31 protein-coding genes are annotated in these 25608 nt (G+C 65.3%); 12 read left to right on the forward strand and 19 right to left on the reverse strand.

The window, feature by feature from the left end; all coding sequences use genetic code 11:
• The first annotated feature begins 120 nt into the window (after positions 1-120).
• Positions 121-597, forward strand: a complete 477-nt coding sequence (locus tag AC1DKQ_RS06355) for a hypothetical protein (RefSeq protein ID WP_476918470.1) — start codon at positions 121-123, stop codon at positions 595-597.
• Between the two features lie 80 nt (positions 598-677).
• On the opposite strand, the gene AC1DKQ_RS06360 is transcribed toward AC1DKQ_RS06355, so the two are convergent.
• The 9 genes from AC1DKQ_RS06360 to AC1DKQ_RS06400 form a co-directional block, all read right to left on the reverse strand.
• On the reverse strand, positions 678-1295 hold the full coding sequence (locus tag AC1DKQ_RS06360; RefSeq protein ID WP_476918471.1) for a PadR family transcriptional regulator: 618 nt from the start codon (positions 1293-1295) through the stop codon (positions 678-680).
• Positions 1296-1445: 150 nt separating this feature from the next.
• Positions 1446-2360: an alpha/beta fold hydrolase gene (locus AC1DKQ_RS06365; protein WP_476918472.1), complete on the reverse strand. Its 915-nt coding sequence runs from the start codon at positions 2358-2360 to the stop codon at positions 1446-1448.
• A 70-nt stretch (positions 2361-2430) separates the two neighbouring features.
• The gene (locus AC1DKQ_RS06370) at positions 2431-3534 is read right to left on the reverse strand and encodes a cation diffusion facilitator family transporter (protein WP_476918473.1); all 1104 of its coding nucleotides are present in this window, start codon (positions 3532-3534) and stop codon (positions 2431-2433) included.
• Positions 3531-3908 carry an ArsR/SmtB family transcription factor gene (locus AC1DKQ_RS06375; RefSeq protein WP_476883185.1) on the reverse strand — a complete coding sequence of 126 codons (378 nt, stop codon included), beginning with the start codon at positions 3906-3908 and terminating at the stop codon, positions 3531-3533. Before AC1DKQ_RS06375 ends, AC1DKQ_RS06370 begins: the two co-directional genes overlap by 4 nt.
• A 43-nt stretch (positions 3909-3951) precedes the next feature.
• The gene (locus tag AC1DKQ_RS06380) at positions 3952-4488 is read right to left on the reverse strand and encodes a DinB family protein (RefSeq protein WP_476918474.1); all 537 of its coding nucleotides are present in this window, start codon (positions 4486-4488) and stop codon (positions 3952-3954) included.
• 28 nt (positions 4489-4516) lie between these two features.
• On the reverse strand, positions 4517-4939 hold the full coding sequence (locus AC1DKQ_RS06385) for an arsenate-mycothiol transferase ArsC (RefSeq protein ID WP_476918475.1): 423 nt from the start codon (positions 4937-4939) through the stop codon (positions 4517-4519).
• Entirely contained in the window at positions 4936-6366 is a 1431-nt protein-coding gene (locus AC1DKQ_RS06390; protein WP_476918476.1) for an FAD-dependent oxidoreductase, read from the reverse strand. The genes AC1DKQ_RS06385 and AC1DKQ_RS06390 overlap by 4 nt, the downstream gene beginning before the upstream one ends.
• 206 nt (positions 6367-6572) lie before the next feature.
• A complete protein-coding gene (locus AC1DKQ_RS06395; RefSeq protein WP_476918477.1) occupies positions 6573-6995 on the reverse strand; it encodes an arsenate reductase ArsC in 423 nt (140 codons plus the stop codon).
• A 151-nt stretch (positions 6996-7146) separates the two neighbouring features.
• The gene (locus AC1DKQ_RS06400; protein WP_476918478.1) at positions 7147-7821 is read right to left on the reverse strand and encodes a metalloregulator ArsR/SmtB family transcription factor; all 675 of its coding nucleotides are present in this window, start codon (positions 7819-7821) and stop codon (positions 7147-7149) included.
• A gap of 45 nt (positions 7822-7866) precedes the next feature.
• Here AC1DKQ_RS06400 and AC1DKQ_RS06405 point away from each other — a divergent pair, with 45 nt between their 5' ends.
• Genes AC1DKQ_RS06405 through AC1DKQ_RS06415 form a run of 3 tightly spaced genes read left to right on the forward strand, consistent with a single transcriptional unit; the run spans position 7867 to position 9521 of the window.
• Positions 7867-8619, forward strand: coding sequence for an aquaporin (locus AC1DKQ_RS06405; RefSeq protein ID WP_476918479.1), 753 nt, complete (start codon positions 7867-7869; stop codon positions 8617-8619).
• A 30-nt stretch (positions 8620-8649) separates the two neighbouring features.
• Positions 8650-9000, forward strand: a complete 351-nt coding sequence (locus AC1DKQ_RS06410) for an ArsR/SmtB family transcription factor (RefSeq protein WP_476883192.1) — start codon at positions 8650-8652, stop codon at positions 8998-9000.
• Positions 9001-9035: 35 nt separating this feature from the next.
• Positions 9036-9521 carry an N-acetyltransferase family protein gene (locus tag AC1DKQ_RS06415; RefSeq protein ID WP_476883239.1) on the forward strand — a complete coding sequence of 162 codons (486 nt, stop codon included), beginning with the start codon at positions 9036-9038 and terminating at the stop codon, positions 9519-9521.
• Here AC1DKQ_RS06415 and AC1DKQ_RS06420 read toward each other — a convergent pair.
• Complete coding sequence (locus AC1DKQ_RS06420; protein WP_476883193.1) at positions 9518-10135, reverse strand: MerR family transcriptional regulator; 618 nt, start codon at positions 10133-10135, stop codon at positions 9518-9520. The two genes, AC1DKQ_RS06415 and AC1DKQ_RS06420, sit on opposite strands and share 4 nt — an antisense overlap.
• A 70-nt stretch (positions 10136-10205) precedes the next feature.
• Between AC1DKQ_RS06420 and AC1DKQ_RS06425 the strand changes: the two genes are divergently transcribed.
• A complete protein-coding gene (locus AC1DKQ_RS06425; RefSeq protein WP_476883194.1) occupies positions 10206-10682 on the forward strand; it encodes a DUF4188 domain-containing protein in 477 nt (158 codons plus the stop codon).
• A 16-nt stretch (positions 10683-10698) separates the two neighbouring features.
• On the opposite strand, the gene AC1DKQ_RS06430 is transcribed toward AC1DKQ_RS06425, so the two are convergent.
• Entirely contained in the window at positions 10699-10929 is a 231-nt protein-coding gene (locus tag AC1DKQ_RS06430; RefSeq protein ID WP_476883195.1) for a zinc-ribbon domain-containing protein, read from the reverse strand.
• A 28-nt stretch (positions 10930-10957) separates the two neighbouring features.
• Positions 10958-11671, reverse strand: coding sequence for a TetR/AcrR family transcriptional regulator C-terminal domain-containing protein (locus AC1DKQ_RS06435; protein WP_476883196.1), 714 nt, complete (start codon positions 11669-11671; stop codon positions 10958-10960).
• Between the two features lie 272 nt (positions 11672-11943).
• On the opposite strand from AC1DKQ_RS06435, the gene AC1DKQ_RS06440 reads away from it, so the two are divergent.
• The 5 genes from AC1DKQ_RS06440 (at position 11944) to AC1DKQ_RS06460 (ending at position 14275) form a co-directional block, all read left to right on the forward strand.
• Positions 11944-12201 (forward strand): hypothetical protein, encoded by a 258-nt coding sequence (locus AC1DKQ_RS06440; RefSeq protein WP_476883197.1) that lies wholly within the window; start codon positions 11944-11946, stop codon positions 12199-12201.
• 5 nt (positions 12202-12206) lie between these two features.
• Positions 12207-12635: a hypothetical protein gene (locus AC1DKQ_RS06445; RefSeq protein ID WP_476883198.1), complete on the forward strand. Its 429-nt coding sequence runs from the start codon at positions 12207-12209 to the stop codon at positions 12633-12635.
• A gap of 50 nt (positions 12636-12685) precedes the next feature.
• Positions 12686-12838 (forward strand): hypothetical protein, encoded by a 153-nt coding sequence (locus AC1DKQ_RS06450; RefSeq protein ID WP_476883199.1) that lies wholly within the window; start codon positions 12686-12688, stop codon positions 12836-12838.
• Between the two features lie 103 nt (positions 12839-12941).
• A complete protein-coding gene (locus AC1DKQ_RS06455) occupies positions 12942-13997 on the forward strand; it encodes an iron-containing redox enzyme family protein (protein WP_476883200.1) in 1056 nt (351 codons plus the stop codon).
• Between the two features lie 29 nt (positions 13998-14026).
• Positions 14027-14275, forward strand: coding sequence for a CDGSH iron-sulfur domain-containing protein (locus tag AC1DKQ_RS06460; protein WP_476883201.1), 249 nt, complete (start codon positions 14027-14029; stop codon positions 14273-14275).
• A gap of 32 nt (positions 14276-14307) precedes the next feature.
• Here the strand turns inward: AC1DKQ_RS06460 and AC1DKQ_RS06465 are convergent, their stop codons facing one another.
• Positions 14308-15171 (reverse strand): PhzF family phenazine biosynthesis protein, encoded by an 864-nt coding sequence (locus tag AC1DKQ_RS06465; protein ID WP_476883202.1) that lies wholly within the window; start codon positions 15169-15171, stop codon positions 14308-14310.
• 266 nt (positions 15172-15437) lie between these two features.
• The gene (locus AC1DKQ_RS06470; RefSeq protein ID WP_476883203.1) at positions 15438-15815 is read right to left on the reverse strand and encodes a MarR family winged helix-turn-helix transcriptional regulator; all 378 of its coding nucleotides are present in this window, start codon (positions 15813-15815) and stop codon (positions 15438-15440) included.
• Between the two features lie 84 nt (positions 15816-15899).
• Between AC1DKQ_RS06470 and AC1DKQ_RS06475 the strand changes: the two genes are divergently transcribed.
• Positions 15900-17378, forward strand: coding sequence for an MFS transporter (locus tag AC1DKQ_RS06475; protein ID WP_476918480.1), 1479 nt, complete (start codon positions 15900-15902; stop codon positions 17376-17378).
• A 469-nt stretch (positions 17379-17847) separates the two neighbouring features.
• Positions 17848-19443 (forward strand): glycoside hydrolase family 68 protein, encoded by a 1596-nt coding sequence (locus AC1DKQ_RS06480; protein ID WP_476883205.1) that lies wholly within the window; start codon positions 17848-17850, stop codon positions 19441-19443.
• Positions 19444-19892: 449 nt separating this feature from the next.
• Here AC1DKQ_RS06480 and AC1DKQ_RS06485 read toward each other — a convergent pair whose 3' ends face one another.
• From AC1DKQ_RS06485 to AC1DKQ_RS06505, 5 genes are all read right to left on the reverse strand, one after another.
• The gene (locus AC1DKQ_RS06485) at positions 19893-20549 is read right to left on the reverse strand and encodes a M15 family metallopeptidase (protein ID WP_476918481.1); all 657 of its coding nucleotides are present in this window, start codon (positions 20547-20549) and stop codon (positions 19893-19895) included.
• 121 nt (positions 20550-20670) lie between these two features.
• Positions 20671-22206: a glycoside hydrolase family 32 protein gene (locus AC1DKQ_RS06490; protein WP_476918482.1), complete on the reverse strand. Its 1536-nt coding sequence runs from the start codon at positions 22204-22206 to the stop codon at positions 20671-20673.
• Between the two features lie 35 nt (positions 22207-22241).
• Positions 22242-23084 (reverse strand): carbohydrate ABC transporter permease, encoded by an 843-nt coding sequence (locus AC1DKQ_RS06495; protein ID WP_476883240.1) that lies wholly within the window; start codon positions 23082-23084, stop codon positions 22242-22244.
• 46 nt (positions 23085-23130) lie between these two features.
• Positions 23131-24090: a carbohydrate ABC transporter permease gene (locus tag AC1DKQ_RS06500; RefSeq protein WP_476918483.1), complete on the reverse strand. Its 960-nt coding sequence runs from the start codon at positions 24088-24090 to the stop codon at positions 23131-23133.
• 84 nt (positions 24091-24174) lie between these two features.
• Positions 24175-25470, reverse strand: coding sequence for a sugar ABC transporter substrate-binding protein (locus tag AC1DKQ_RS06505; protein ID WP_476918484.1), 1296 nt, complete (start codon positions 25468-25470; stop codon positions 24175-24177).
• Positions 25471-25608: the final 138 nt, after the last annotated feature.

Below are 25608 nucleotides of genomic sequence, written 5' to 3' on the forward strand. Positions count from 1 at the left end.
TGGTAGCGCCATCCTCTCAGCGCACTTTCCAGGAGGCTCCTGATGCGAGGCAACCCAATGATCCGTCCAGCGTCCACACACCCGTTCCATCGGTCCGGACCAATCACCGATGTTCCGCGCATGGGACTGATGAAACCCGATGCGGGACAGCGGGCCCAGGATTTTGATACCGCCCAGGAATGGCCTCCCTCCACGTCTGCCCTGGCGCTCGAGGAGCTGGCCGTCGAGCTGGCCGAGTTCCTGGGAGGGCGGCAAAAACCAAGTCTGGAACGGGTGCCCTCTTCCGCTTGGCATCGCAGCGGCGCGCAAGATTTCGGCGTTTGGCGGGACCAGCAACTGGCAGAGATCGAGGATCTCGCCGGGGACCTCAAACGGAAGGTAGCCCGGTATGCGTCGTTGCGGGCAGTCCAGTCCTCCGACGTGAGCACGAGGCCAGCCGACGCGGCTGCCGTAGCGTGGATTCACGAAGCCCTGGAGGATATCGCCGCGACTGCCTTGGGTCTGGAAATCGCGTCCCGGGAACTGTTCCTTCGGGCCGGGATGGCCGAGGGGCAGACTTTGAAAGTTGAGGCAGCCCAGGACCAAGCCGCAGAATGATCAGCCCCATCGGGGTCAGGCAGGTTAATTTGAGCCCGACCGCCTAGAGCCCAGGCAGCCACGTCTGACAAACAGCGGTGTTAGTCGGCGAGGATGCGGTAGAGCGCGCGGCGGGTTTCATCGAGTTTTTCCATTGCGGCATTTCGTTGCTCCTCGGTTGCCGAGAAGCGGAACTGGTGGATGACTCCCATGAGCTTCCCCACGCTCTCGTGAAACGCGGGCCCGGAGCCCTGCGCGTCGGTGTTCCACGCGTTTCCCAGCTCTTCTGCGTGATCGGCCACGTAGGTCTTGCCCACATCGGTCAGCGTGAACTCGGTGCGCCGGCCCTCACCGACGGGCGCGATGAGATCCTCATCGACGAGCTGCTGGAGCGTCGGGTACACGGAGCCCGGGCTCGGCCGCCAGGCACCAGAGGTCTTTTCGGCAATTGTCTTGATCAGGCCGTAGCCGTTGGACGGTGCCTCGGCCAGGAGGGAGAGAATCGCCGAGCGGACATCGCCCCTGCTGGCCCGCCGTGAACCGCCGGGACCGAACCCTGGTCCGAAGCCAGGACCAAATCCTGGCCCAAACCCGCGGCCCGGCCCGAAACCACCGTGTCCGTGGGGTCCACGGCGGCTCCTGCCTCGACCGAAGCGTCCCGCGGCGGGTCCGCCGTCGTTGAATTTATCGTGGAATTTGTCGTCGTGAATGCCTTTCATAGCGGCATCGTCCTTCCAGTTCAAGTGAATCTGACTAGTAGCGCCGATGTTTCGGCGATACTTAACGATATATCGGTGAGTATCGCCGGTCAAGAGTCATGACAACTGGATTTCGGGGTTCACGGAGATCGCCCGCCGCAGACCGACAGCTCACAGAACACGCAGATCACCGAGCAGGCGCTGCACCTGCTCCGGCCGCTCGATGTTGGCGAAATGGCCGCAACGCGGGATCGTCACCGTCTGGGCGTGCGGGATGATGCTGGCCAACTGAACCAGGTCGGACTGAGGCGTGAACACATCGCGGTCCCCGCGGATCGCCAGGGCGGGGGAGCGGATGCCGCGCCACTGGCCAAAATCGTAGTGGGCCGCGGCCCGGGCTGCCGCGGAGAAGCTGGCCGGCCGGGCGTCGTCGCCGAGCCCGCGGAGCGCGCCGGCGGGAATGGCTGCGGGTTCTGCGAAGAATGGCGACATCAGCGGTCGCATCACAGGGGTGGCCCCGATTGCACGGACCAGGGCCGACCCCGCCGGACCCAGGACTGCCATGGAGCGCATGGCGAGCAGCATGCCAACAAACGCCGGGAACGTGAACAGGCTGCGCAGTGGCCTGCGGGCCGCCCCGGACACGCCGAATGTGGTGGCTGAAATGGTGGCCACGCTGGCGGTCCGTTCGGGCTGCACCGCGGCAAGGTGTAATGCCAGGAACCCTCCCATGGAGTGGCCCACCAGGTTCCAGCGCCGGTAGCCGAGTGAATTCAGCACGTCGGTGACAGCCTGTGCCATCGCCTCGATACCGAAATCTTCCAGCCGGGCACCCTTGGTGGATTCACCCCAGCCCGGAAGATCAATCAGCACCCGATCGTGGGCCGAGGCCGCGGGAAGCAGTGCCCGGAAGGTAGTCCAGGATCCCGCGGCGCCATGAAGGTAGACATCCGCTGTGCCGGACGCCGGACGCCGGCCACCGGTACCCTGCTGGACCCGCACCGTGCAGGGACCCAGCTCCGTGGGAAAAACTTCCCGCCGCAGCGGAGCCATTCCCGTGGCGGCGGCTGCCTGCTGAACACTCATGGTCACCTTCCGTTCGTGGTCTCTGAAAGTGATTCGGAGCGGCGGGCGTGAAGGACCGGGGGCGGCAGGTTTATCCGTGGCTCGGGGGACGAGGCGGTCCGTCCGCGCCTGTCTGGGCGAACGCGGGCACCGTCGTCACGGATCCCACGTTCGGGAGTGCCTGGCGGACGGCATGGTCGAGTTGGTCGTGGATAGTGGCAAGTTCCCCTAAAGCGGTGAGTTCGGTCAGCGGGATAGAGACCTCGACATGTAGCCGGTGGCCGGACCAGCGCAGCCGGGACGTTGCGCCGGCGGGGGCGTGGGCGGTGACAACCGCGGCCAGGCGGTCCGTCAGGTCAGGGTCGACGCCGTCCATGAGCCGGCGCCCGATGTCGCGAATGGTTCCCCACAGCAGCACGGCGATTGCGGCGGAGATGAACAGGCCCACGATCGGGTCCGCGAGGGGAAACCCGAGCCAGATGCCAATGACTCCGGTGACGACGGCCAGTGAAGTGAAGCCGTCGGTGCGGGCGTGAATGCCGTCGGCGACGAGCGCGGCGGAGCCGATCCGTCGTCCCACGCGGATCCTGTAGATCGCGACGAGTTCGTTGCCGGCAAAGCCCACAAGCCCGGCGGCGAGCACCCAGCCCAGGTTCTGGACCGGCTGGGGTTCAAAGAAGCGCCGGATCGATTCGACGGCGGCCACGACGGCCGAGAGTGCAATCATCGCCACGATGAACAGCCCTGCAAGGTCCTCGGCGCGGCCGAATCCGTAGGTGAACGTCCGGGTCGCGCGGCGGCGTCCGAGCAGGAAGGCGATCCACAGCGGCACGGCGGTCAGGGCATCGGAAAAATTGTGGACCGTGTCCGCCAGCAGCGCCACGGACCCACTGATCAAGACGATGACCAGCTGGAACAGTGACGTCGCCCCCAGCCCGAGCAGGGACACTTTCACGGCACGAATGCCCTGGGCGCTTGTCTCCATTGCTGAGTCGATCGAGTCGGCCGCGTCATGGGAGTGGGGCACGAAGAGTCCTTGCAGCCACCCCTTGAACCCGGTCGCGTGAACGTGCCCGTGCGAGCCGTGGTGATGGTCGTCGTCGTGAGCCTGAAAGCCGCCGTCGTCTGCGTCATGCCCAGAGTGACTGTGCGGGTGCCGGTGGATCTCGTGGCCGGGATGCGTGGGCCGGTTCATGCGCCGGCCTCCGTCTTGAGGCCGTGCGGAGCGGCGGTGTGATGCGGAGCTACGCCGAGGGTGTGTTCGGCCTGGTGAATGGCGTCGGCTACGAGCTGCCAGGCGTGCCCGTCCTGCAGGCGGTAGTAGACCTTGGTGCCCTCCTGGCGGGTGGCGACCATGCGCGCCAGCCGCATCTTAGCCAGATGCTGGGAAACCGCAGCCGCAGATTTTCCGGCCTTTTCGGCAAGCACGTTGACGGGAAGTTCGCCGTGGCGCAGGGCCAGGATCAGCCTCACCCGGGTGGCATCGGCCAGCATGGCAAAAACCTCCACCGCCAGTTCAACGTACTGACTGTCCGCGGTGAGGGTGCAAGCATCGCTATCTGCATTCATACGCAGATACTTACATATAACAGCACCGCTCACAAGGCGGCTGTCAGTCGTCGTCCCGCTCACTCCGAAGACTCAGCTGCTTGGCGTGGAAGTCGAAATGGCGTGTGGGGTAGGTGTACACATCGTTGAGCGTCATCAGCGGTGTGAAGAACGGGTCCCACCTGTCGGGGAACGGCATCGACCTGGCTAGCAACTCGGAGCTCTCGTGGCCGAGGCGGCGGGAGAGTGCGGCGATGGTTATGTCCAGTTTCCGGCTCATTCTGCGTCTGTTGTAGACGACGGCGGCGGCCCGGGAACCCCAGTAGTTCACCGCATCAAACGGACGAGTGCCCGCGTTGAGGACGGTTGCAAATGCTCTGCCAACCGGCCGGGGGAGGCGGCGGACAACGTTGACGAGCGGAAGCAGGGCGCGGACCACCATGTAGCCGAAGACCATGTGGAAGAGCAGCTCCTCGTTGGTCCAGCGTGTCCCGTCGGATTTGCGGTGGAGATCTGCGGGCGCTGCGCCCTGCAGGAAGGCGTCGAGGTCGCGGTGGGCGCGGCTGTACCCCGCCAGGTTCTGGTCCTTCGTCGGGTCCACGATGTGCGCTCCGGCGTCGCGGGTACGGTCAGTTTCCGGTGAGCTCCGCGTACAGTTTCTGGACTCGGGCCTTAATGTCGTCCCGGACCAGGCTCATGCGCTCCATGCCTTCGATGCCGCGTTCGGAGGGCTCGTCCGTATCCCAGAACTCGAGCCGCTTGCCCTCGCGGGGCTCGACCTTAGCTTCGGTGCCCAGGACGATGACGACGTCGGCCGCCTCCAGGGCGTCCTCGGTGACGGGTTTGGGGTGTTCGGAGCTGATGTCGATGCCGAGCTCGTTTAGGGACTCCACGGCCTGCGGGTTCAGCGATTCGGCGGGCTTGGTCCCGGCGGAGTGCACCGTAACGGTTCCGTTGGCGAGCTGGTTCATCAGTCCGGCGGCGAGCTGGGATTTTCCGCCGTTCTTGCTGCAGACGAACAGGACGCTGGGTGTTTTCGTGGTCTCGGTCATGCCTTCGATTCTTCCTTATCGGCGCCGGGGCTGCTGAACACGGATGCGGCCGGTTGGCTTTCGCCGGATCGGCCGTGGGACAGCCCCGTGGGGAAACCGATGATGAGCGGCACCGGAGCCGCGCAGCATGAGGACTCGGACACGAGGTCGGCGGCGGCCGGAACGTCGCAGCCGGTCCCGGCGTCGGAGGAGCAGACGCCGGTTTCGGGGAGTTCAAGCTGGACGGTGTCGGCGGCTTCGCGGTCACCGGCCAGGGCCGCGGCGACGGAGCGGACCTGTTCGTAGCCGGTGGCGAGCAGGAAGGTCGGCGCCCTGCCGTAGGACTTCATGCCGACGATGTAGAAGTCCTTGTCCGGGTGGGCCAGCAGTGCTGCGCCGTGCGGAGGGACGGTGCCGCAGGAATGGAATTCAGGGTCGATGAGCGGGCCCAGTTCGGTGGGTGCTTCGACGGCCGGATCCAGGTTCAGCCGCAGTTCCCGCAGGATCTCCAGGTCCGGGCGGAAGCCGGTGCAGGGAACGAGGATGTCGGCCTCGAGGGTCCGGCCGTCCACGGACTCGACGGTCACGTGCGAGGGGAGGGATTTCAGCGAGCCGATGCCGAAGCCGGTGTGCAGTTCGATGGTTCCTGCCTCGACGAGGCGGCGCAGGCGGGCACCGAGCTGGCCGCGGGCGGGCAGCCCGTCGGCGTCGCCGCCGCCGTAGACCTTCTCGGCGGACGCGCCGCGGACCGCCCAGAGGATCCGGGTGTCCGGTTCGTCCTTGGCCAGGTCGGCGAGGCTGATGAGGGTGTTGGCGGCGGAGTGGCCGGCGCCGACGACCAGGACACGGCGGCCGGCGAACGCGGCCCGGTCACGGCCAGTAACGTCCGGCAGCGGGGCGGAGATCCTGGAGGCAGCGGCGGCTTCGCCGACCGCGGGGAGCCCGGAGGATCCCAGCGGGTTGCGGGTGGACCAGGTGCCGGAGGCGTCAATGACCCCGGCCACGGTGTGGTCGCGGGTTTCTCCGTCCTCGTGCTCGACGCGGACCACGAACGATGCGGCGTCGCGGTTGCGGGTGTGGGTCTTGTCCATGCCCTGGCGGGTGACCGCGAGGACGCGGGCGCCGGTCCGCAGGCGCGAGGCGATCTCGGGAAGGGCAGCCAGCGGTGTCAGGTACTGCTCAATGAGCTCCCCGCCGAAGGGCAGGGCCGTGGGCCGGGGCGATTCCCAACCGGAGGCTTCGAGCAGGCGGACGGCGGCGGCGTCGGTGTTGTACCGCCAGGGGGAGAACAACCGGATGTGGCGCCACTGCTCGATCGCGGCACCCGCGGTGGGGCCGGCTTCGAAGATCAGCGGTTCCAGACCGCGTTCCAGCAGGTGGGCCGCAGCGGCCAGGCCCACGGGACCGGCGCCGATCACGGCAACGGGAAGGTTCTTCGTTGAATCCATAGTGCCCTCTCTTTCATCCGTAAGTGTGGCGGTTCTGTTGGGAGACACCTGCCGGTCCTGGTGGGGCCGGCGAACGGGGTGTTAGCAGCGGCCCTGCATGTCATCAGGGCAGTCGTCGCAGCAACCCGAGTCACTGCAGCATCCTGTCTTCATTCAGCTCACCCCCCTCCGGTCGAGGTCAGGGGCTTCCTGTGGCTCGGTACGGGTTACTTGGCCACGGGGGTGAGGGATGCGATGAGGGCCTCGATGCGGGTCTTGATCTCGTCGCGAATCGGACGGACGGAGTCCACGCCCTGCCATGCAGGGTCCTCCAGGACCCAGTCCTCGTAGCGCTTGCCGGGGAAATAGGGACACTCGTCGCCGCAGCCCATGGTGATCACGACGTCGGATTCCTTCACGGCCTCGGTGGTGAGGATCTTGGGGATTTCAGCCGACATGTCGATGCCGAGTTCCGCCATGGCCTCCACGGCTGCCGGGTTTACCTGGTCCGCGGGCTGGGAACCGGCTGAGCGGACCTCGATCCGCCCCTCCCCGAGGTTGGTGAGGAAGGCGGCGGCCATCTGGGACCGGCCGGCGTTGTGGACGCAGACGAACAGGACGGACGGCTTCTTGGCGGTTTCGGTGCTCACGAGGTTTCTCCTGGAATCAGTTAGGTGCGGATCGGTTTTGATGAGGTCGACGTCGTCGCGCCACTTTTGACTGCCTAGACATTGATGCCTGTCGATGTATGAAGTATCGAACAATAGATCGATAGTTGTCAATATTTGCGGGTTTCGGGTTTTAGGCCGCGAGTACGCGGGGTGCGAGGTCACTGATCCGGTGGGCGATGTCAGTGAAGGCGCTCTCGAAGGCGTCTTCGGTGCCCAGGCGCAGCGGATCCGGCACCGACCAGTGCGCGCCGCCTAAGCCGGGAAGCTCCTCATGGGCGTTGTCGCAGACGGTCACCACGAAGTCCCCCGTCGCCGCCACTTGATCCAGCCTGCGGGGAGGAAGGTCCGCGAGCTCCACGCCGTGACGGCGGGCGACGTCGATGGCGCCTTGGGCGATGCGGTCCGCGGGATGCGTTCCCGCCGACGTCGAGGGGATTTCGCTGACCTGCTGCCAGAGTGCGGCGGCCAGCTGGGACCGTGCACTGTTTCGGGTGCAGACGAACAGCACGCGGCGGGCCCCGTGTTCGGCCCCCGGAACCAGGCCCTCCAGGGCGCCGGCGGCAAGCCGGACATAGCTGCGCCGACGGTCCGCTTCGGAGCGGCGACGGGTTGCCAGCCCGGCCTCTTCCAGCGCGCGCAGGTGGTGGGAGAGCAGATTCGAGGGCATTCCCAGCTCTGCCTGCAGCTCCGTCGGGGAGAGGTCGCCCAGGGTCAGCAGGTCGACGATGCGCAGCCGCGCAGGATCGGCGAGGGCCGCGTGCTTGGTTACCCGCGCCCGGAAATCGTCTGCTGTCTCAATATTCATTGGGTCAATTTTGACTGAGTTAATTCCTTCGGTCAAGCTGTTGGCATGACTTCCAACCAGCCGCCGCTGTGGCGCCGCGCCGTCGCCGAACTGCTCGGCACCAGCCTGCTCGTGGCAATCGTCGTCGGCTCCGGGATCGCCGCACAGCAGCTTTCCCCCAGTGACATCGGCCTGCAGCTGCTCCAGAACAGCACCGCCACGGTGCTGGGCCTGACGGTTCTGATCCTGGTGCTCGGGCCCGTGAGCGGCGCGCACTTCAACCCCGTCGTGTCCCTCGCCGACTGGATCCTGGGCCGACGCGACGGTACCGGACTGGCCCTGCCGGAGCTCTGCACCTACATCGTTGCCCAGACCGTGGGGGCGGTCAGCGGCAGCGTGGTCGCGAACGCCATGTTTGAGGTGGGCACCGCCATTTCCGTCAAGGAACGCACGACGCCGGGACATCTGCTGGGTGAGGTTGTCGCGACCGCGGGGCTCGTCCTGCTGATCTTCGCCCTAGCCGCCACCAACCGTGGCGTTCTTGCCGCGCCGGCGGTGGGTGCCTACATCGGAGCCGCATACTGGTTCACGTCCTCGACGTCGTTCGCGAACCCGGCCGTGACGGTGGGCCGCATCTTCAGTGACACCTTCGCCGGCATCGCACCGGCCTCCGTTCCGGGATTCGTCGTGGCGCAGCTGGTTGGCGCGGCAGTAGGCCTTGGTCTCCTTCTCGTCCTGTTCCCCTCCGCGGCCCGCAGCGCGGACGACGTCGTCCTGGCGCACAGTGCCGAAACGGGCCGCCCGCAGCCGATACATTGATGATTATCAATATCAGGCCATAATGGGTACATGACCTCGCTGCCTATCGTCGAATCAGCCACGGATGAAGCCTGCTGCGTTCCCGCAGGACGGCCCACCCTGAGCGCCGAAGACGCCCAGCAGAGGGCTCTGGTTTTCAAGGCGCTGGCCGATCCGAACCGGCTCCGGCTGCTCTCCCTCGTCAAGGCCGGCGATTCCGGCGAGGCATGCGTCTGCGACCTCACCGAACCCCTGGACCTGGGCCAGCCGACGGTGTCCCACCACCTGAAGATCCTGGTCGAGGCCGGGCTGCTGCATCGCGAAAAGCGCGGCACCTGGGCCTATTACTCCCTGATGCCCGGGGCGCTCGAGCAGGCGGCCGGACTCCTGGCAACCCTGTGACCGCGCACGAAGGGTCTGGGGTCAAGATCCGCTCCATGCGCGAGGACGACTGGCCAGCCGTCCGGGGGATTTACCGCGAAGGAATCGCCACCGGCCACGCCACCTTTGAAGCAGACGTGCCGGACTGGGAACGCTTCACCAGTTCCCGGCTCCCCGGCCATCGTCTTGTCGCCGAGGGACACGGGGGCGCCATCCTCGGCTGGGCGCCTGTCTCCGCCGTGTCCGCGCGGCCCGCATATGCCGGCGTGGTGGAACACTCCGTCTACGTCGCCGCAGAAGCCCGTGGCAGGGGAGTGGGAGCCGGACTGCTTCAGGCCCTGGCGGCGTCGACCGAGCAATGCGGGATCTGGACCATCCAGGCCAGTGTCTTCCCCGAAAACGAAGCAAGCCTGAAGCTCCACCTCGCAAACGGTTTCGCCGTCGTCGGCCGGCGAAACCGCATCGCCCGTATGAGCTACGGCCCCAGTGCGGGGCAATGGCGGGATACGGTGCTGATCGAGCGGCGCTCCCCGGTCATCTAGGACTCCGTCCCGCCAAACCGCTGGAAAGATGCGCTTTGCTGGGCAAGCCGGCGCATGGCCAGAAGTACCGGTTCCATCAGGAGCGTTCCGAGAACCACGTGCTGCATCGCGGCCTCGGCCGAATCCGTGGGAACACTTTCGACGTCGGCCTCTGCGATGTCCTGCATGGCCGAGGCATAGCGGTCCAAGAGCGCGGCCGGCGCGTCGAATCCTGCCTCCGAGAGCCCGTGCAGGGCCTTTACCAGGGCCGCTTGGGTATCGCGGTCGCAAGTCTCTGCGCCCCAGCCCCAACGGTCCAAGAGCTTTTGTGCCGAGGAGAGGTCGACGTCGTCCGGTGCGGTCCGGGTGACCGCGTGGTGCGCTATTCCGAGCAGGTCGTGGCCGGACTGTGGCGGGTTTTCGAGGCCACGAAGTACCTCGCGGGTGGCGCTGACGCTGAGCCCCGCGGTGCCAATGAGTGCCCGGATCAGCTTCAACCGTCGCACATGCGAGTCGTCGTAGCGGGCCTGGGTCGCGGAGGTCAGCACGCCGTCGTGAAGTAGTTTCTCCCGAAGGTAGTACTTGATGGTGGCCACAGGAACCCCGGTGGCAGCGGCCAGTTGTGAGATGCGCAAAGTTTCTCCTTGACTTAGATAGTGGCACTCGCCAATATTGGAGAGTATCGGTATCTAGTTAGGGGAAAGTATGGCACGCATCAACGCTGGACGTTTCACGCACCGCCATTCAGGTGATTTGGTGGTCTTCCTCATCGGCATGCGCATCAACAGTCCCTGGCGGCCGGATCTGTGGCTGCCGGCCTTACTGGCGATGCCGAGCATGCTGGCCGAACTCTTCCGGGAGCCGGGTTCCGGCCTTCTTGGTTGCCGGTTCGCCCTCGGCGCCGGCGGGCCGGTGATCGTGCAGTACTGGGAGTCGGTGGAGAAGCTGTATGCCTACGCGAGTGCGCCCGAATCCGAGCACAGGCCGGCCTGGACGGCTTTCAACCGCCAGGCAAGAAAAGCCCCCAAGGCCGTCGGTATCTGGCACGAGACATTCCAGGTGAGCCGAGCCGAGAGCATGTACGTCTCGATGCCTACCGAAGGTCTCGCGAAAGCCACGGAACTAGTGCCTGTCGGGCCCGGAAGCCATCACGCGAAGGATCGGCTGTCTAAGCCCCGCTGATGCCGCACCGGCCTGCCTAGCTCAGGAGCATGTTTTTCTGCCGCGGCTTGACGACCGAGTTCTGTCCGCAATTGGAGCAGGTGATGTTGAAGGCCTTGGAGGTGGTGAAGACGGGGATGAAAAACAGGGTGAATTTGGTGGCGCGTTCTTGCAGTCGATGCTGCACGAACTGGTGGCAGTACTGGCACGTTGCCATCCGTTCGGGAAGGCCGCGCAGCACCGTCTTGAGGCCGAGGAGGAGAAACATGGCGGATCCTTTCAAGGGAATTTCCGGATCAGGGTTTGGCCGAGGCTCCCGGTGGCGGGAGATGGGCTGCCAGGCCTGAAAGCAGGATGCTGATTCCTTCATCCAGTTCGGCCATCCCGTCGTAGTCGGCAAGGACAGGGGCGAGGGACCGGAGGCGGGGGAAGTCTTTCGGCGGCAAACGGTGCAGGCCCAGGCGGAGAAGTGCCTCGTTTTCGTCGGGGTCGACGACGAATTCCTGCAGTTCGTTGAGGATGTGCCCGTAAAGGTATCCGTAGTAGGCGCGGTAGACGTGCAGGGCGTCAACAGGCGCGAATCCGGCGTCGATCAGCAGCGACAGGATCTGCTCCAGCGGCCGCAGCGTCCCCAATGGCCGGAGGCCCAGGGGCGTTGACAGGGGGCGGGTCACAAGCAGCGGAACGACGTTGGGGTGCCGGAGGGCGAGCTCGCGCAGGTCGTGGGCAATGCGTCGGAGCTGCGCCTGCCAGTCCGGATCATCGGGAAAGATGACCAGTTCATTCAGGACGAGCTCTGAGACGCCGTCCAGCAGTGCTGCGCGGTTTTCTGCGTAACGGTACAGGCCCATGGGATCCCGCCCGAGTTCCTGCCCGAGCCTGCGCATGGTGAGGGCGTCGAGTCCTTCGGCGTCCACCAATGCCAGCGCCGCGGATAGAACAACGTCCCGGCTGAGCCGCGTCTTCTTGCCAGGAGTCGCTGGGGGCGCCGGATACTCTTCGGGCGACATGGTGTTCCGTTCAGGTTGGTGCGGACTAGTCACATTTCAAGGTAATTAGCTGGTTGCTTAATGTGTAGTCTACGCCTACAGTCTACATTGTAGAGAAGTTGTTTTGACTGGTCCCAGAGCACGTGGACTCCCAGCTCGACAGCACTTTATCCCCGGATCTGCGGTGACGCAGCAGGCCGGGGTCATGCTTCAGCGCCCCGTGCACGGCCTGGATGCTTAGCTGCTGTAGCCACACGGCGGCACAAAATGCACCGCGAGGAAACGAGCCACTCATGGCAACTTCTCAGTATGACCAATTCCTGCAGGAAGCCACTGCCCAAGACCCTGCATCCGACCACGCCCTGGGCAAGGACTGCCTCTACGGCCTCTACACCAGCTGGTGCTTCCTTAGCCAGGCCACGCCCCGACCCGAAGATGCCTTCTGGGCGGCCATGAAAGAGAAGCAGATCCATCCCAAGCGCAACGGCCTCCGCATGAAAGGACCTGCCGCTGCGGACTACATCCTGGCCAGCTACCCGGGCCTGGTCTGACCCGGATGACCATCACGTCAAGCACGTACGTGCCACGGGATGCCCACCAGCCCCGGGGCCGCCGGCCATGGTGCGCGACATGCGACACCGACCGGCACCTCCTTCTGGACTCCGTCACCACGATGAATCCGCAGCGGGAAACCCTCGCGGCAGCCATCAGCTGCACCAATTGCGGAAGCTCGCACGTGGTTGCTACCACTGCGGCATTTCTCGCAGCCATCCCGGGGCGGAACGGAAACAGCGGCGGCGCCGTCCACCGCGACGACGCCTACAGCCACTGCCAGGAGCCGATGTCCGCGGTGGACCCCGAGCGGCGCAGCGCGCATCGGCCGGTTTCCACTCACGCCGGCACCCCGGATTTTTTGGGCGACTATTTCCGGACCCGTGTTCTGCGCTGCCGGTGCGGGTTCCAGATGGAAATACCCGGCCCATGACAGGCAGCATCCTCCCGGGCCTGTATCCAACAAAGTATTAGGGGCACACCGTGACCAACCACAGCACACCCATCGCCGGGCACTCCGCGGCCCCCAATCAACTCCCCGGGCTGATGGACATGGATCTGTCGCCGCAGGGACTTGCGGACGCCCCGGCGAACGAAGTCGACGCGGACAGCCTCGTCTACACCGGCAACAGCTAAACAGTGGACCCTGGCCCCGCCGGCTTCACCCCCGGGCCGGGCTCACATCGACGCACCATCACCAACCCCGGCCACTACCGCTAGGGCCCACGTAGGAGAAAACATGAAGATCCCTGACGCGCGCGGACCCATAAGCGGAGGGCTCTTCCGGCTCTTGGCGGGCAGGACCGGAGATGATTCCGCAGCACAGGGCGCGCTGCACGATCTCATCGAGGCGCAGCTGCCACTCACCGATGACATCATCGACGACGGCGACATCCAGCTGACCCTGTTCTGCCTTTATGAGCTGCATTACGGCGGCCTGGACGGAGTCGATGACCGCTGGGAATGGAGCCCCGGTCTGATCGCGCTCCGGCAGCTGCTGGAGGAACCGTTCGAGATGGCGCTGCGGTCCGCGGCCCGCTTGTCCGCAGGACCGGTTCAGTCTCCTCCTGCCGCGGTCCTGGACAGTGACGCTGTGGCGGACATACTGTTTGGGCTCGCGGGCCAGGATGGTGGACCCAGCATGTCCCGTTTTGTGGCGAAGAAGGCGACCCTCGAACAGCTCCGTGAATTCCTGGTCCACAAATCGATCTATCAGCTCAAGGAAGCCGATCCGCACACCTGGGCGATCCCGAGGCTGACCGGTCGGCCCAAGGCTGCGCTGGTGGAGATCCAGGCCGACGAGTACGGCGGAGGCCGGCCGGACCGCATGCACAGCGCCCTTTTCGCCCGGACCATGCGAGGACTGGGGTTGGACGACGTCTACGGCCGCTATGTGGACGCCGTCCCGGCCATCTCCCTCGCCGCGGTCAACATGATGTCCCTTTTCGGACTGAACCGCAGACTGCGGGGAGCCATCTCAGGGCATCTGGCGATTTATGAGATGACGTCCTCCCGGCCGAACCAGCTGTACGGCAACGGTTTCCGGCGGCTCGGATTCGGACCCGAGGTGACCGCGTACTTCGACGAGCACGTCGAGGCGGACGCTGTGCACGAACAGATCGCAGGCAGGGATCTCGCCGGCGGGCTCGTGGAGGCAGAACCGGACCTCTTTCCCGACGTCCTGTTCGGCGCGACGGCGGTGCTCGCCATCGACGCACGGCTCACCCTCCACATCATGGAGGCATGGGAAAACGGCACGTCCTCGCTGAAATCGCTCGTCCCCGCCGCGGTCTGACCGGGCACGAACCCAGACAGGGAAAATCCATGAACCAGAACCCGCAGGAATCTTCCGGCGACGGCGCCATTGTTATTTGTCCCGACGGGCCAATCCTGGTCCGCGGCGAATTCGAGATCGTCACCCCGTCCGGGGAAGCAGTGCCACGGACGCGCAAAACAATCGCCCTGTGCCGCTGCGGCGCGTCCGCGATCAAGCCCTACTGCGACGGTACCCACAAATTGATCGGGTTCCGGACCGAAATCCGCGCTACCCCGGGGACGAAGGACGCGACGTAAGGAACCCTGCCCGGCTCTGATCAGCTGTTGCCCTAGGCGGCGGGGATTCGGACAGCCGTGCCGCTCACCACTATTCCGCCGGCGGCGGGAATGTCCACGGTGAGTAAGCCCGGGCGGCCGACGTGCCGTCCCTGGTGGATCAAGACCCTCGCCGGGGGCCCGACCAGGCCCAGGAGGCGCAGGTAGGCGCCCACCGCCGCAGCGGCGGCCCCTGTTGCGGGGTCCTCGGTGATGGCTCCGACGGGGAACAGATTCCGGGCTTCGAATTCGCCATCCGCAATGCGGTGCAGGACGGCCACCGTTGCGGCCCAGCCCTGAGCGTCCATGAGCCGGCGCACTGCCTCCGGATCGAAGCCAAAGGAGTCGAAAAGGCTGCGGTCGGCCAGGACCAGCACCGGATGCCAGTTCCCGGAATAGGCGATCCGCGGCGGGTAGGCGGGATCGAGATCCGCCGGCCCGACGCCGAGCAGGCCGAGGAGTTCGGCCAGGACGCCGTCGTCGAATACGGCCACCCGTGGCTCCACGGCGGTAAACGATGCGGTGATGTCGGCGCCGTCGCCTGCTGTTTCGATGACGACGGGGCCGACGGGGGTGTCGAAGGTGAAGGATCCAGCCCCGTCGCGTGCGCTCAGCGCAACGGCCAGCGCGATCGTCGCATGGCCACAAAACGGGACCTCGGCGATCGGGGAGAAGTAGCGAACCCGGCTACGGCGCGGGTCCCCGCCGACGCCCGGCTCCGTTACAAAGGCCGTTTCGGCGTACCCGACGGCGGCCGCCACGGCCAGCATCCCGGCATCGTCCAGATGGCCGGCATCCAGGACCAGGCCTGCAGGATTGCCGCCGTCCGGCGTCGTGGAAAAGGCCGCATAACGGAGGACCTCGGGGGAGTTTTCCATACCAGGATCCTCCCACGTCCGGCCGTCAGCGGGGCCATGGGGCGGTAGATGATCATCAGGGTCCTCCTCTTGGCGGGTGTTCCTGTGACCACTCTGTTGCAGCGGAATTGCTAGGGACTCAGGGGAACCTTTGCGCTGGCTGGGTTTGGCGCAGGTGACCTGAAGCCCCGATGCCATCCGCGGCCGTCGGGGGCCTGCAAAAGGCGTGCCCTAGCTCTTCCGGTCGATTGGCATAGCTGCCTGCTGTTCCCAAAGGGGGATACGGTTCAGGGAAGGTTTTCCTTGAGCAGGGCGCGGTGTTCTATGGCGGCTTCCCGGTGGAGTGCGCGGCCGGCGTCGGTGAGTTCCAGAAAGAGTGAGCGCCGGTCATCTTCGCAGGAATGGCGGGAAATGAGGCCGGCCTTGTCGAGCCGGTCCACCACCTTGGACATAGCGCTCTGGGTCATGGGGGTGCGCTCACCCAGTTGCTTCATCCGGCACGCAGCGTCTTTGCTTTCGGCCACGAGATCCAGGATTTCAAATTCGGTCAGGCCGATGTTGAATCGCGTTTCCAGGGCACGGTCGATCGCCCCCGCGGTGCGGAAGTACGTGGTCTGGATGCTGCGCCATTGCTCAACCAGCTGGCGGTCCTGCGGTGTTGCCATGCCGAAATTCTAGTTCATGACGAATTAAAAGTCCACGTCATAATATTCCTTGTCATTCAATGACGTGTCATATAGGTTGGTGCCATGACCTCAACTTCCACTCTTGACAGACCTGCCGGCGAACGGCTTACTCCCGTCCGCTGGACGCGTGCGCAGTGGATGCTGCTCCTGGTCTTGTGCACCGTTCTGGCGCTCGACGCGCTGGACGTATCCATGGTGGGTGTGGCCCTGCCCTCGATCGGCACCGAACTTCACCTGGAAACCGAATCACTCCAGTGGATCGTCTCCGCCTACGTGCTCGGCTACGGAAGTCTGCTCCTGCTGGGCGGCCGGATGGCCGATCTGCTCGGCCGGCGGCGGATCTTCCTGATTGCACTCAGCGTGTTCGCCGCAGCTTCCCTGCTTGGCGGCCTGGTGGATGACCCGGCCCTGCTGATCGGCACCCGCTTCCTCAAGGGACTGGCGGCCGCGTTCACTGCTCCCGCCGGTTTCTCGATCATCACCACCAACTTCGCGGAAGGCCGCGAACGCAACCGGGCTGTGTCCATCTTCACCACTTTCGGCGCCAGCGGTTTCTCACTCGGGCTTGTGGTCGGAGGCCTGATGACGGCCATGAGCTGGCGCTGGACCTTCCTGGTCTCGGTCCCGGTGGCGGTCGCCGTCGTGCTTCTTGGCCTGAAATTCATCCCCCGGGACAACGCCGCCGGCAAGACCGAAGGCAGCGGACAGGACAGCGGGCACGACCCCTGGGGCGCCGTCACCCTCGCCGCCGGCATGCTGGGGCTCGTGTACACGCTTGTTGCGGCACCCGGGAACGGCTGGGGATCTGTGGCAACTATCGCCGGATTCGTGGCCTCCGCAGCGGTGCTGGCGGCCTTCGCGGTGATCGAGAACCGTGTCCGGCACCCCCTGATCCGGTTCGGCATTCTCAGGGAAGGCTGGGTGGCGCGGGCGAACCTCAGCGCCGTGGGCCTGTTCGGCTCCTACTTGAGTTTCCAGTTCATCCTCACGCTCTACCTGCAGTCCGTGCTGGGCTGGAGCCCCCTCGGCATGGCCCTGGCGCTCCTTCCCACGGGCCTGCTGGTGGCCTCGAGCGCACCGTTCGCGGACCGGCTCATCCACAAGTTCGGCGCCCCGCGGCTGATCCTGACCGGTTTGGCCTCCCTGACGCTCGGCTACCTGCTGTTCCTGCGGGTGGGCACCTCGCCGAACTACGTGACGGACATTCTGCCCTCAGTTCTGCTGCTGGGCGTCGGCTTCGCCCTGGCCTTCCCGTCCATCAACGTCCAGGCCACCGCCGGCATCCGGAACTCGGAACAGGGCCTTGCGGCCGGCCTGATCCAGACCAGCACCCAGGTGGGGGCCGCCCTGGTTCTCGCCGTCACCACTGCCATGGTCAGCGGTCACGGCCACGCGTCCGGCAGGGCCGCCGGCGTTGACGCGGCCGCAATGCTGGAGCAGTACCGCCCGGGACTGATCCTGAGCGCGGCGGTGGCACTAGCGGCCCTGCTGATCGCCGCGGCGCCCTCCCGGAACCGAAAACGGGTGGCAGCACCTCGCTGAACCGCACGGACGTGACATCCAACCAGAGCCCCCGGCCTCGGCCGGGGGCTCTGGTGCGCCGTGCCCAAGCCGCCGTGCTGGGCTGAACGGCGGCTGCCTTTCGGGCGGCAGGCGGGTAAACAGCCGGCGACCTCGATCATAAATCATATTTTTTATGAACATTTGACTCCAGATTAGCGCCATGGCACGCGCGCGGAGATGTCGTGCAAGCGCTTACATTCGTTGCGTTCTAAACCGCTTTAGTGCCGGAAATGCGGTTTTGAATCCTGGCCAGCACTGTCTACGGTGATGAACGTCCGGGAAATCAGCACCCTCCCGGGCCATCAGGCGGGGCCCTACCGAGGTCCCGCCCCTCGACACAATGGCGTCCTCGATGACGCCTGCGGTGTCAGCGGGGCTGCCGGAGTTTCGGGGATAGAGGGCACACGCCCGTCTTCCACGAATGGTCTCACTCCGCGAGAAGAGCAAAATGCACGAGCACCCCAATACACCCCGGAAGCTGCGGTGGCGTTCAGTCGCCGCGGCACTGGCAACGGCCGTTGCGGCCTCCGTCTTCCTTTCCGTCCCGTCGGCGCAGGCAAACGCGCCCTCGGATCCGCCGAGCGGCGGGCAAATGCCGGCTCCGACGCCGGGCTTTCCCCTACCCACCAAGCACACCCAGCAGCCGTTCGATCCGGCCGCGGCCTTCACCTCCAAGTGGACGCGTGCGGATGCCAAACAGATCATGGCCCAAAGCAGCACCGCCGTGTCCCCGGGCCAGAACTCCATGAGCCCCAACGTCACCATGCCGGAAATCCCGCCGGACTTCCCGGCCATGAACGACGACGTCTGGGTGTGGGACACCTGGTCCCTGACCGACGAGAACGCAAACCAGATCAGCTACAAGGGCTGGGACGTCATCTTCTCGCTCGTTGCCGACCGCCACGCCGGCTACGGCTTCGACCAGAGGCACTGGAACGCCCGGATCGGCTACTTCTTCCGCAAGACCAACGCCGACCCGGCCAAGGACAAGTGGAACTACGGCGGACACCTGTTCCTGGACAACACCTCCATCGGCAACACCGAATGGTCCGGTTCCACCCGCCTGATGCAGGGCAACCACGTCGACGTCTTCTACACGGCAACCACTTTCTTCGACGTTGCCGAGCGCAATGCCGGCCGCGGCGGAATCGCCCCGGACGCCGTGATTGCCAAGGCGCTGGGCAACATCCACGCTGACAAGAACGGCGTGAGCTTCGACGGCTTCGAGCACACCAAACTCCTTGAGCCGGACGGCGTCCTGTACCAGAACAAGGCCCAGAACCCGGGCTTCGCCTTCCGCGACCCGTACACGTTCGCAGACCCGGCGCACCCCGGTAAGACCTTCATGGTCTTCGAAGGCAACACCGGCGGTAAACGGGGCGACTACAAGTGCACGAACGCGGACCTGGGCTACCGCCCGGGGGACCCGAATGCCGAGACACTTGAACAGGTCAACAGCACCGGGTCATGGTTCCAGACCGCCAACGTGGGCCTGGCAGTGGCGGACAACAAGGACCTGACAAAGTGGCACTTCCTGCCGCCGGTCCTGTCCGCCAACTGCGTGAATGACCAGACCGAGCGTCCGCAGATTTTTATCCAGAACGAGGGCGGCAAGAACAAGTACTACCTGTTCACCATCAGCCACCAGTTCACCTACGCGGATGGCATGCGCGGCCCCGACGGCGTCTACGGCTTTGTGGGCGACGGCGTCCGTTCCGACTACCAGCCCATGAACAACAGCGGCCTGGCTCTGGCATCCCCCACGGACCTGAACATGCCGGCCAATGCGCCCGAAGGACCGGATGCCCGCCAGAACGGCCGGCAGTTCCAGGCGTACTCGCACTACGTCCAGCCGGGCGGTCTGGTGCAGTCCTTCATCGACAACGTGAACGGCGTCCGCGGCGGTTCCCTCTCGCCCACCGTGAAGATCAACTTCCGCAACGGAGTTTCGGCAGTTGACCGCACCTTCGGCCAGAACGGCCTGGGCCCGTTCGGGTACCTGCCCACGAACCTCAAAATCGGCGGCGCGGGCCTGTACAAGTAGTCAGCAGGCAGTCATGAGGCGGAAGCGCCCGGAACTCCGGGCGCTTCCGCCCTCCGCACATACGGGCCATGGATGGGGCGGGATGGCTTCCACCAGAACCAGGAATGTTGAACCCATGAATAACCTCGCCCGCGCGCTGAGGCTGAAAAATTGAATCCATTTCGACGCCGGCGCCCACCGCAGTGGCGGCCTGCCGTTTCCTTCGCCAAGCGGGCATGCAGACATGCCGTAGGGAAGTTCTCTCCCGGAATGCCGAGCCTCCGGACGATCTGGATTGTGCTGGCAGCCGCGGCCTCGGCCGTTCTGGTTGCGGTGGCGCTGGTTCCTGCGGCGGGACCCTGTCCGGGCGCCCAGAGCCCGGCCGCGCAAGGCCAGACCGGACCGGCGCCTTCAGCTTTTAACCGGTTCACCAGGCCTGCCGCGCAATCGACCGCACGGCGGGAAATCCTTTACCGGAGATAATCCGGGGCCGCTTCCAGACCGAAGTACTCCTCGAGGGTGCTGATCCCGGTCCAATGCATATCCTCGGCAATGGCCCGACCCACATAGCGCAGATGCCAGGGCTCGTAGGTGTAGCCGGTGGTGGCCCCGGCCCCGGCCGGATATCGGATGATGAATCCGTACTCCCAGCCGTGCCCCGCCGCCCACTGGCCCGCCGGGGTATTTGCGAAGCAGGCTTGCAGGGCGCAGATTCCGCTGGCATTGCCGATGTCCATCGCCAGGCCGGTCTGGTGTTCGCTATAGCCGGGCCTGGCGGAAAGGGTGTCCGCCGTAGCCTGTCCATACTGGCGCACGTAGCTGTCATAGAGGCTGGCCTGCTGGCTGAACGAACGGTAGCCGCTGATCGGCAGGATGGTCACGCCGGCCGCCTTGGCGGCTTTGGCAAACTGCTTGTAGGCGTCCTCGGCCGGCGCCCGCAACCGTTCCGCCTGGACTCTGACCAGCTGACCCGGCACATACGCGGCCGGGTACAGCTGCCGGTGCTTGTTGACCACCACCTGCAGGCTGGAGGCGGAATTGAAGTCGTAGACTGCCGCGCCCGCTGCCGTCACGGACGGTGCGATCATGCCGAGCGAAAGCACCAGCCCCGCCACAGCACCTGTCATCCTGCTGATTCCTTTAAGCACGGTGGCCTCCAAGAAGCGTCCGGAACAGATTCGGGAACTGTATCGGTCGGCAGGGGTCAGAGTCGATGGTGTTCGGAACAACTGCGCGCCCGCGCCGGCGTCAGCCGACGACGGCGAGGCTCGTCAGGGTGCCGCCGTCGCCTTCTGCCAGCAGCCCGACGGCGTTGCCGGAGTGTGCCGGAAAAACCAGATCCGTGACGGTCGCCAGCCCGTCCTGCGCGAAGACCTCGACGGAGCAGCGGTCCAGGAAGACCCGGATCCGTAACCGGCCGTCCTCCAACGGCACGGCAACGCGCTCTACCGACGCGAATGCCTCGTGGAACCCCACGTTGCCGGATTCGGTCCTGTCCAGGCTGAGCTCCGCCGTGAGGCAGTCGTATGCCAGGACAGTGCGCTCTCCGGCTCCGGGCCCCGAACCGGATGCACCGCCGGATTCGCTGCCGGCCCTGAGCACGAGACCTACCCTGCGGGCAGCGCCCGGCTCGAATTCGGCATCGATCCTCAGCACGTCACCGCGGGCCCCGGCTGGAAGCCAGGTCACCCCGTCCGCCAACGGCTGCCGGTCCAGGGCGAACAGCTCTGTACCGTGGTGGTCGAACGGGTCCACCGCCGCCTGCACCAGCAAGGGGCGGCCGCCGCGGGACACCAGCATGACTTCGCGGACCAGGGACATCGCGCTGCGCCAGCCCTCTGAGGGTGTTGCGGCGGCGTACTGCCAGTTGTTCATCCAGCCGATCATGAGCCGCCGGCCGTCCGGAACATTGCTGAAGGATACGGCCGCGTAGTAGTCCCGCCCCCAGTCCAGCCATCCGTACTCGGCCATCCGGCTGTCGTCGGCCTGCACGCCTTCGGTGACGGTGGTTTCGGAACGGAACGTCACGCCGTCGAACGTTCCAATGAAGTACTGGCCGCCTGAACCGCCGGCGATACCGCCGGGGCTCAGGTTTACCACCATGACCCACCGGGTGTTTGAGGCATCGCCGTCCACCGGCAGTTCAAACAGGTCCGGGCACTCCCATACCCCTCCCGTTGCGTTCGCTGGGCCGAACGTGCTCAGGTACTCCCAGGACAACAGATCCGCAGACTTGTAGAGAACCACTTCGTGGTGGAGTGCCTCGACGGCGACCATCACCCAGTAGCCGCCGGCGCCGCCGTTGTACCAAAAGACTTTGGGGTCCCGGAAGTTCGGGGACAGCCGGTCAAGCACGGGGTTCCCGGCGTACTTGGTCCAGGTGGCGCCCTCGTCCGTGCTGTAGGCGAGGGACTGTGCCTGCCGTCCCGCGAGCGGCGACGCGGGCGAATACGCGCTGGTGTAGATGGCCACAAGGGGCGGTACTGTTCCTACGCCGAAACCGCTGGTGTTTTGGACATCCACCACTGCGGAGCCGGAAAAGATGGCCTCCTGCTCATCGCACTCGATGGCAACGGGTTGCTCCTCCCAGTGCTGCAAGTCTGTGGAAGTGGCGTGGCCCCAGGACATGTTGCCCCACTCAGTGCCGTGCGGGTTGTGCTGGTAGAAGAGGTGGTAGATGCCGTTGGAGTAGACCAGCCCGTTGGGGTCGTTGAGCCAGTTGCGCTCCGCGGAATAGTGCCACTTGGGCCGGTACTGGCAGTCGAGCTCGGTGATTGTTTTCATGAGGGTGTTTATGGGCTTTCGCGTGAGGAGGCCGGTCAGCCCTTGACGCCGCTGGAGGCGATGCTGTTGATGAAGGAACGCTGGAACGCGACGAACAGGACCACCACGGGAATGGTGATGAGGGATGCGTAAGCCATCACCTCGCCCCAGGAGACGTTGAGCTGGAAGAAGTACTGGATGCCAATCATCACCGGGCGGAGCTCCTCGGACTGGACCACCATGAGCGGCCACAGGTACGAGTTCCAGGCGGGGAGGAAGGTCAGAATGGCAACGGTGGCGGTGGCCGGTCCCGCAAGGGGCATAACCACTCGGCGGTAGATGCTGAACCAGCCGGCGCCATCGATCCGGGCCGCCTCGTCCAGTTCCTTCGGAATGGACTCGAAGTACTGGTGGTACAGGTAGATGGAGAACGCGTTGGCGATGAAGGGGATGATCTGGACCTGGTAGGTGTCCAGCCAGCCCTTCGAGATCTCTAGGCTGAAGCCGTTGAGCTCAAAGTACGGCAGCTGGTTGACCCACCACACCAGCGGCAGTGCCAGCGTCTGAAAGGGCACGATGAGGGTGGCGAGGATCGCGGTGAATACCACGCGCTTGCCGCGAACTTCCATGCGGGACAGGGCAAACGCGCAGAGGCTGTTGATGAAGATGCCGAGCACCACCGTCACCGCGGAAATGCCGATGGAGTTGATGAGGAATCGGGCGGCCGGGACCCGGTCGAACACTGCGGTGTAGTTGTCCAGGGAGATGTTTCCGATCGGCAGGAAGGCTGCCACGGAGGACATGTCGCCGAAGATCTGCTGGTCCGGCTTGAGGGAGGACACCATCATGAACACGATGGGGAAGGCGGCGACGGCAGCGAACAGGATGCGTACCGCCATGGTCGCTGCGCTGCTGAGACCCTTTGAATGGAGCGTCTGTTTCACGTCAGTCCTTCTCTCGGGTCACGTAGCGCTGCACTGCGGAGATCAGCAGCACGAGGACGAAGAATACGAGCGAGATGGCCGAGGCATAGGACGTTTCCTGCTGCTTGAAGCCGGAGCGGACCGCCTCGTAGATGATGGTGGTGGTGGAATCGAGGGGGCCGCCCTGGGTCATGACGCTGACCTGGTCGAAGAGCCCGAGCGCCTGGATGGTGATGGTCACCAGGACCAGGGTGCGGGTGTGTCTGAGTCCGGGCCAGGTCACGTAACGGAACTGATGCCAGCGGCTGGCCCCGTCGAGTTGGGCGGCCTCGTACAGTTCGCCGGAGATGCTCTGCAGGCCTGCGAGCCAGATGATCATGTGGAACCCTGCGGCCTGCCAAATGGACAGGGCGATGATGGCCGGCATGGCAGTGGCGGGATCGTTGAGCCAGTCCGGGCCGTTGATCAGGCCGAAGCTGGCCGCCGACAGCATCTCGTTGATCAGGCCGTCCTTGCGGTACATGAACAGCCACAGCAGGGACACCACCACCATGGACGTCACCACGGGAAGGAAGTAGAGGGTGCGGAAGAAGTTCACGCCGCGGAACTTCTTGTTGATCAGGAGGGCCATCGCCAGAGCGATGCCGGACTGGACGGGCACCACCACGACGGCAAAATAGCTGACGTTCAGCAGCGACCGCCAAAACGTGGGATCCGCGAAGAGCCGCGCGAAGTTGTCGGTTCCGACGAACTCTACGGGCCGCGGAGACACCAGCCGGGCGTTGGTAAACGCCAGGCCGAAGCCCAGGATTGCCGGGAGGAAGACGAAGGCGAGCAGGAGGACCGCGGCCGGGGCGATCATTCCCCACCCGCTGATCTGTTCGCGCAGGTGGCGCGTCCGGCGGCGCGGTTTGTTGGGCGGTCCGGCCGGGGCCGGATCCGCCAGACGGCGGCCGGTGGAGGGAAGCTGGGTGGTTGTCATGGGTTTCTCCGTCGACAGTCAGGGCCGGGGGTACTTTCGACGGCGGCGGTTGCGCACCGCCGTCGTCGTACCGCTGGCAGCCGGCTAGTTCTTGTAGCCGCCGTTGGACTTGATGTTGGCGTCGATGGCCTTGACCGACTTGTCCAGTGCCGTCTTGGGGTCGGCGCCGGCGAGGATGTCCTGAACAGCCTTGCCGTATTCGGTGGCGATGAAAGGGTAGGCGGGGGTTTCAGGACGCATCACCGCGTAGTTGCGGGACAGTTCCATGAAGATCCGGTTGGTGCCGCCCTTGGCATATTCGGGGAGGAGCGCGGCGGCTTCGTCGGTGGCCGGGATGGTACCCGTCGCCTTCGCCACTGCGGCCAGGTTTTCCGGCTTGAGTGAGTAGGAGAGATAGTCCATGGCTGCCGCGGAGTTGCCGCAGCCGCTGGTCACGCCCCACTGCCAGGAGGCGCCGCCGATCTTGGGGCCGTTCCCGAGGTCCACTGACGGCATGACCACGAGGTCCGCGCCCACCGCAGCGCGTGCCTTGTCGGCAGCCCAGGAGCCGGTGTAGAGAATGCCGCTCTTGTTGTTCAGGAAGTCCTGGGTGGAGTCCTTGCCGCTCTTCTTAGCCATGAATCCGTGGTCGGCAAGGCCGCGGAACCACTGGGCCCATTCGACGGCCTTGTCGCCATTGAGGGCGCCGTCTGCGGACTGGAACCCGTCGCGGTTGATCAGGTCGCCGCCGAAGGACTGCAGGAACGGTGAGTAGGCGTAGGGCAACCATTCGCCGGTTCCGGCGGTCCCCATGTCCAGCGGGTATTCCCACTTGCCCAGTGCCTTGAGCTTGGTCAGCGCGTCTTGGAACTCGTCCTTGGTCCACGGCTTCTCGATGGTGGCGACGCGGACACCCGCCGCCTTGAGGTCGGAAGCGCGTGCGAGCATGGCCAGGGCGACGTCATAGGTGCCCACGGCGTAGGTTTCACCCTCCCACTTGGCTACCGTACTCGGCAGATTTTTGGAAACATCGGTCTCGAGCTTCAGCGGTGTCAGGTACTTCGCCCAGGCCCAGTTGGGGACGTTGGGGCCGTCGATGTCAACGATGCAGGGGAGCTTTCCGGAGGCCGCGGCCGAGACTACAGAGTCGTTGTAGGAGTCCTGCGGGAACGCCTGGACCTTGATCTTGGCCTTGGCGCCGGCGCTCTTGTTGTAGGAGTCCACAATGTTTTCGATTGCGGCCAGCTCTTCGGGGTTGCCTGCGTTGTGGGTCCACATGGTGATCTCGTTGGAGCCCTCGGACGAGGCGGAGGCGCTGCCTTTTCCGCAGGCGCCCAGGGTACCGATGAGTGCCGCCGCGGCTACACTGGTGGCTAGGATCCGGGTGAATCGCTTGTTCATGGTCAATCTTTCTGCCGATTTTTTGCATGGGGGATTGTCCCGGGTCCGGCGGGACGCGGCCGGTGCAACGGCTGCGTCCCTTTTTGTGCGGCCCGGGCGGTGGAACGGTTTGGTGATGGCTGTTTGTCGCCGTCGGTC

The sequence above is a fragment of the Arthrobacter sp. 05L421 genome, assembly GCF_056397785.1.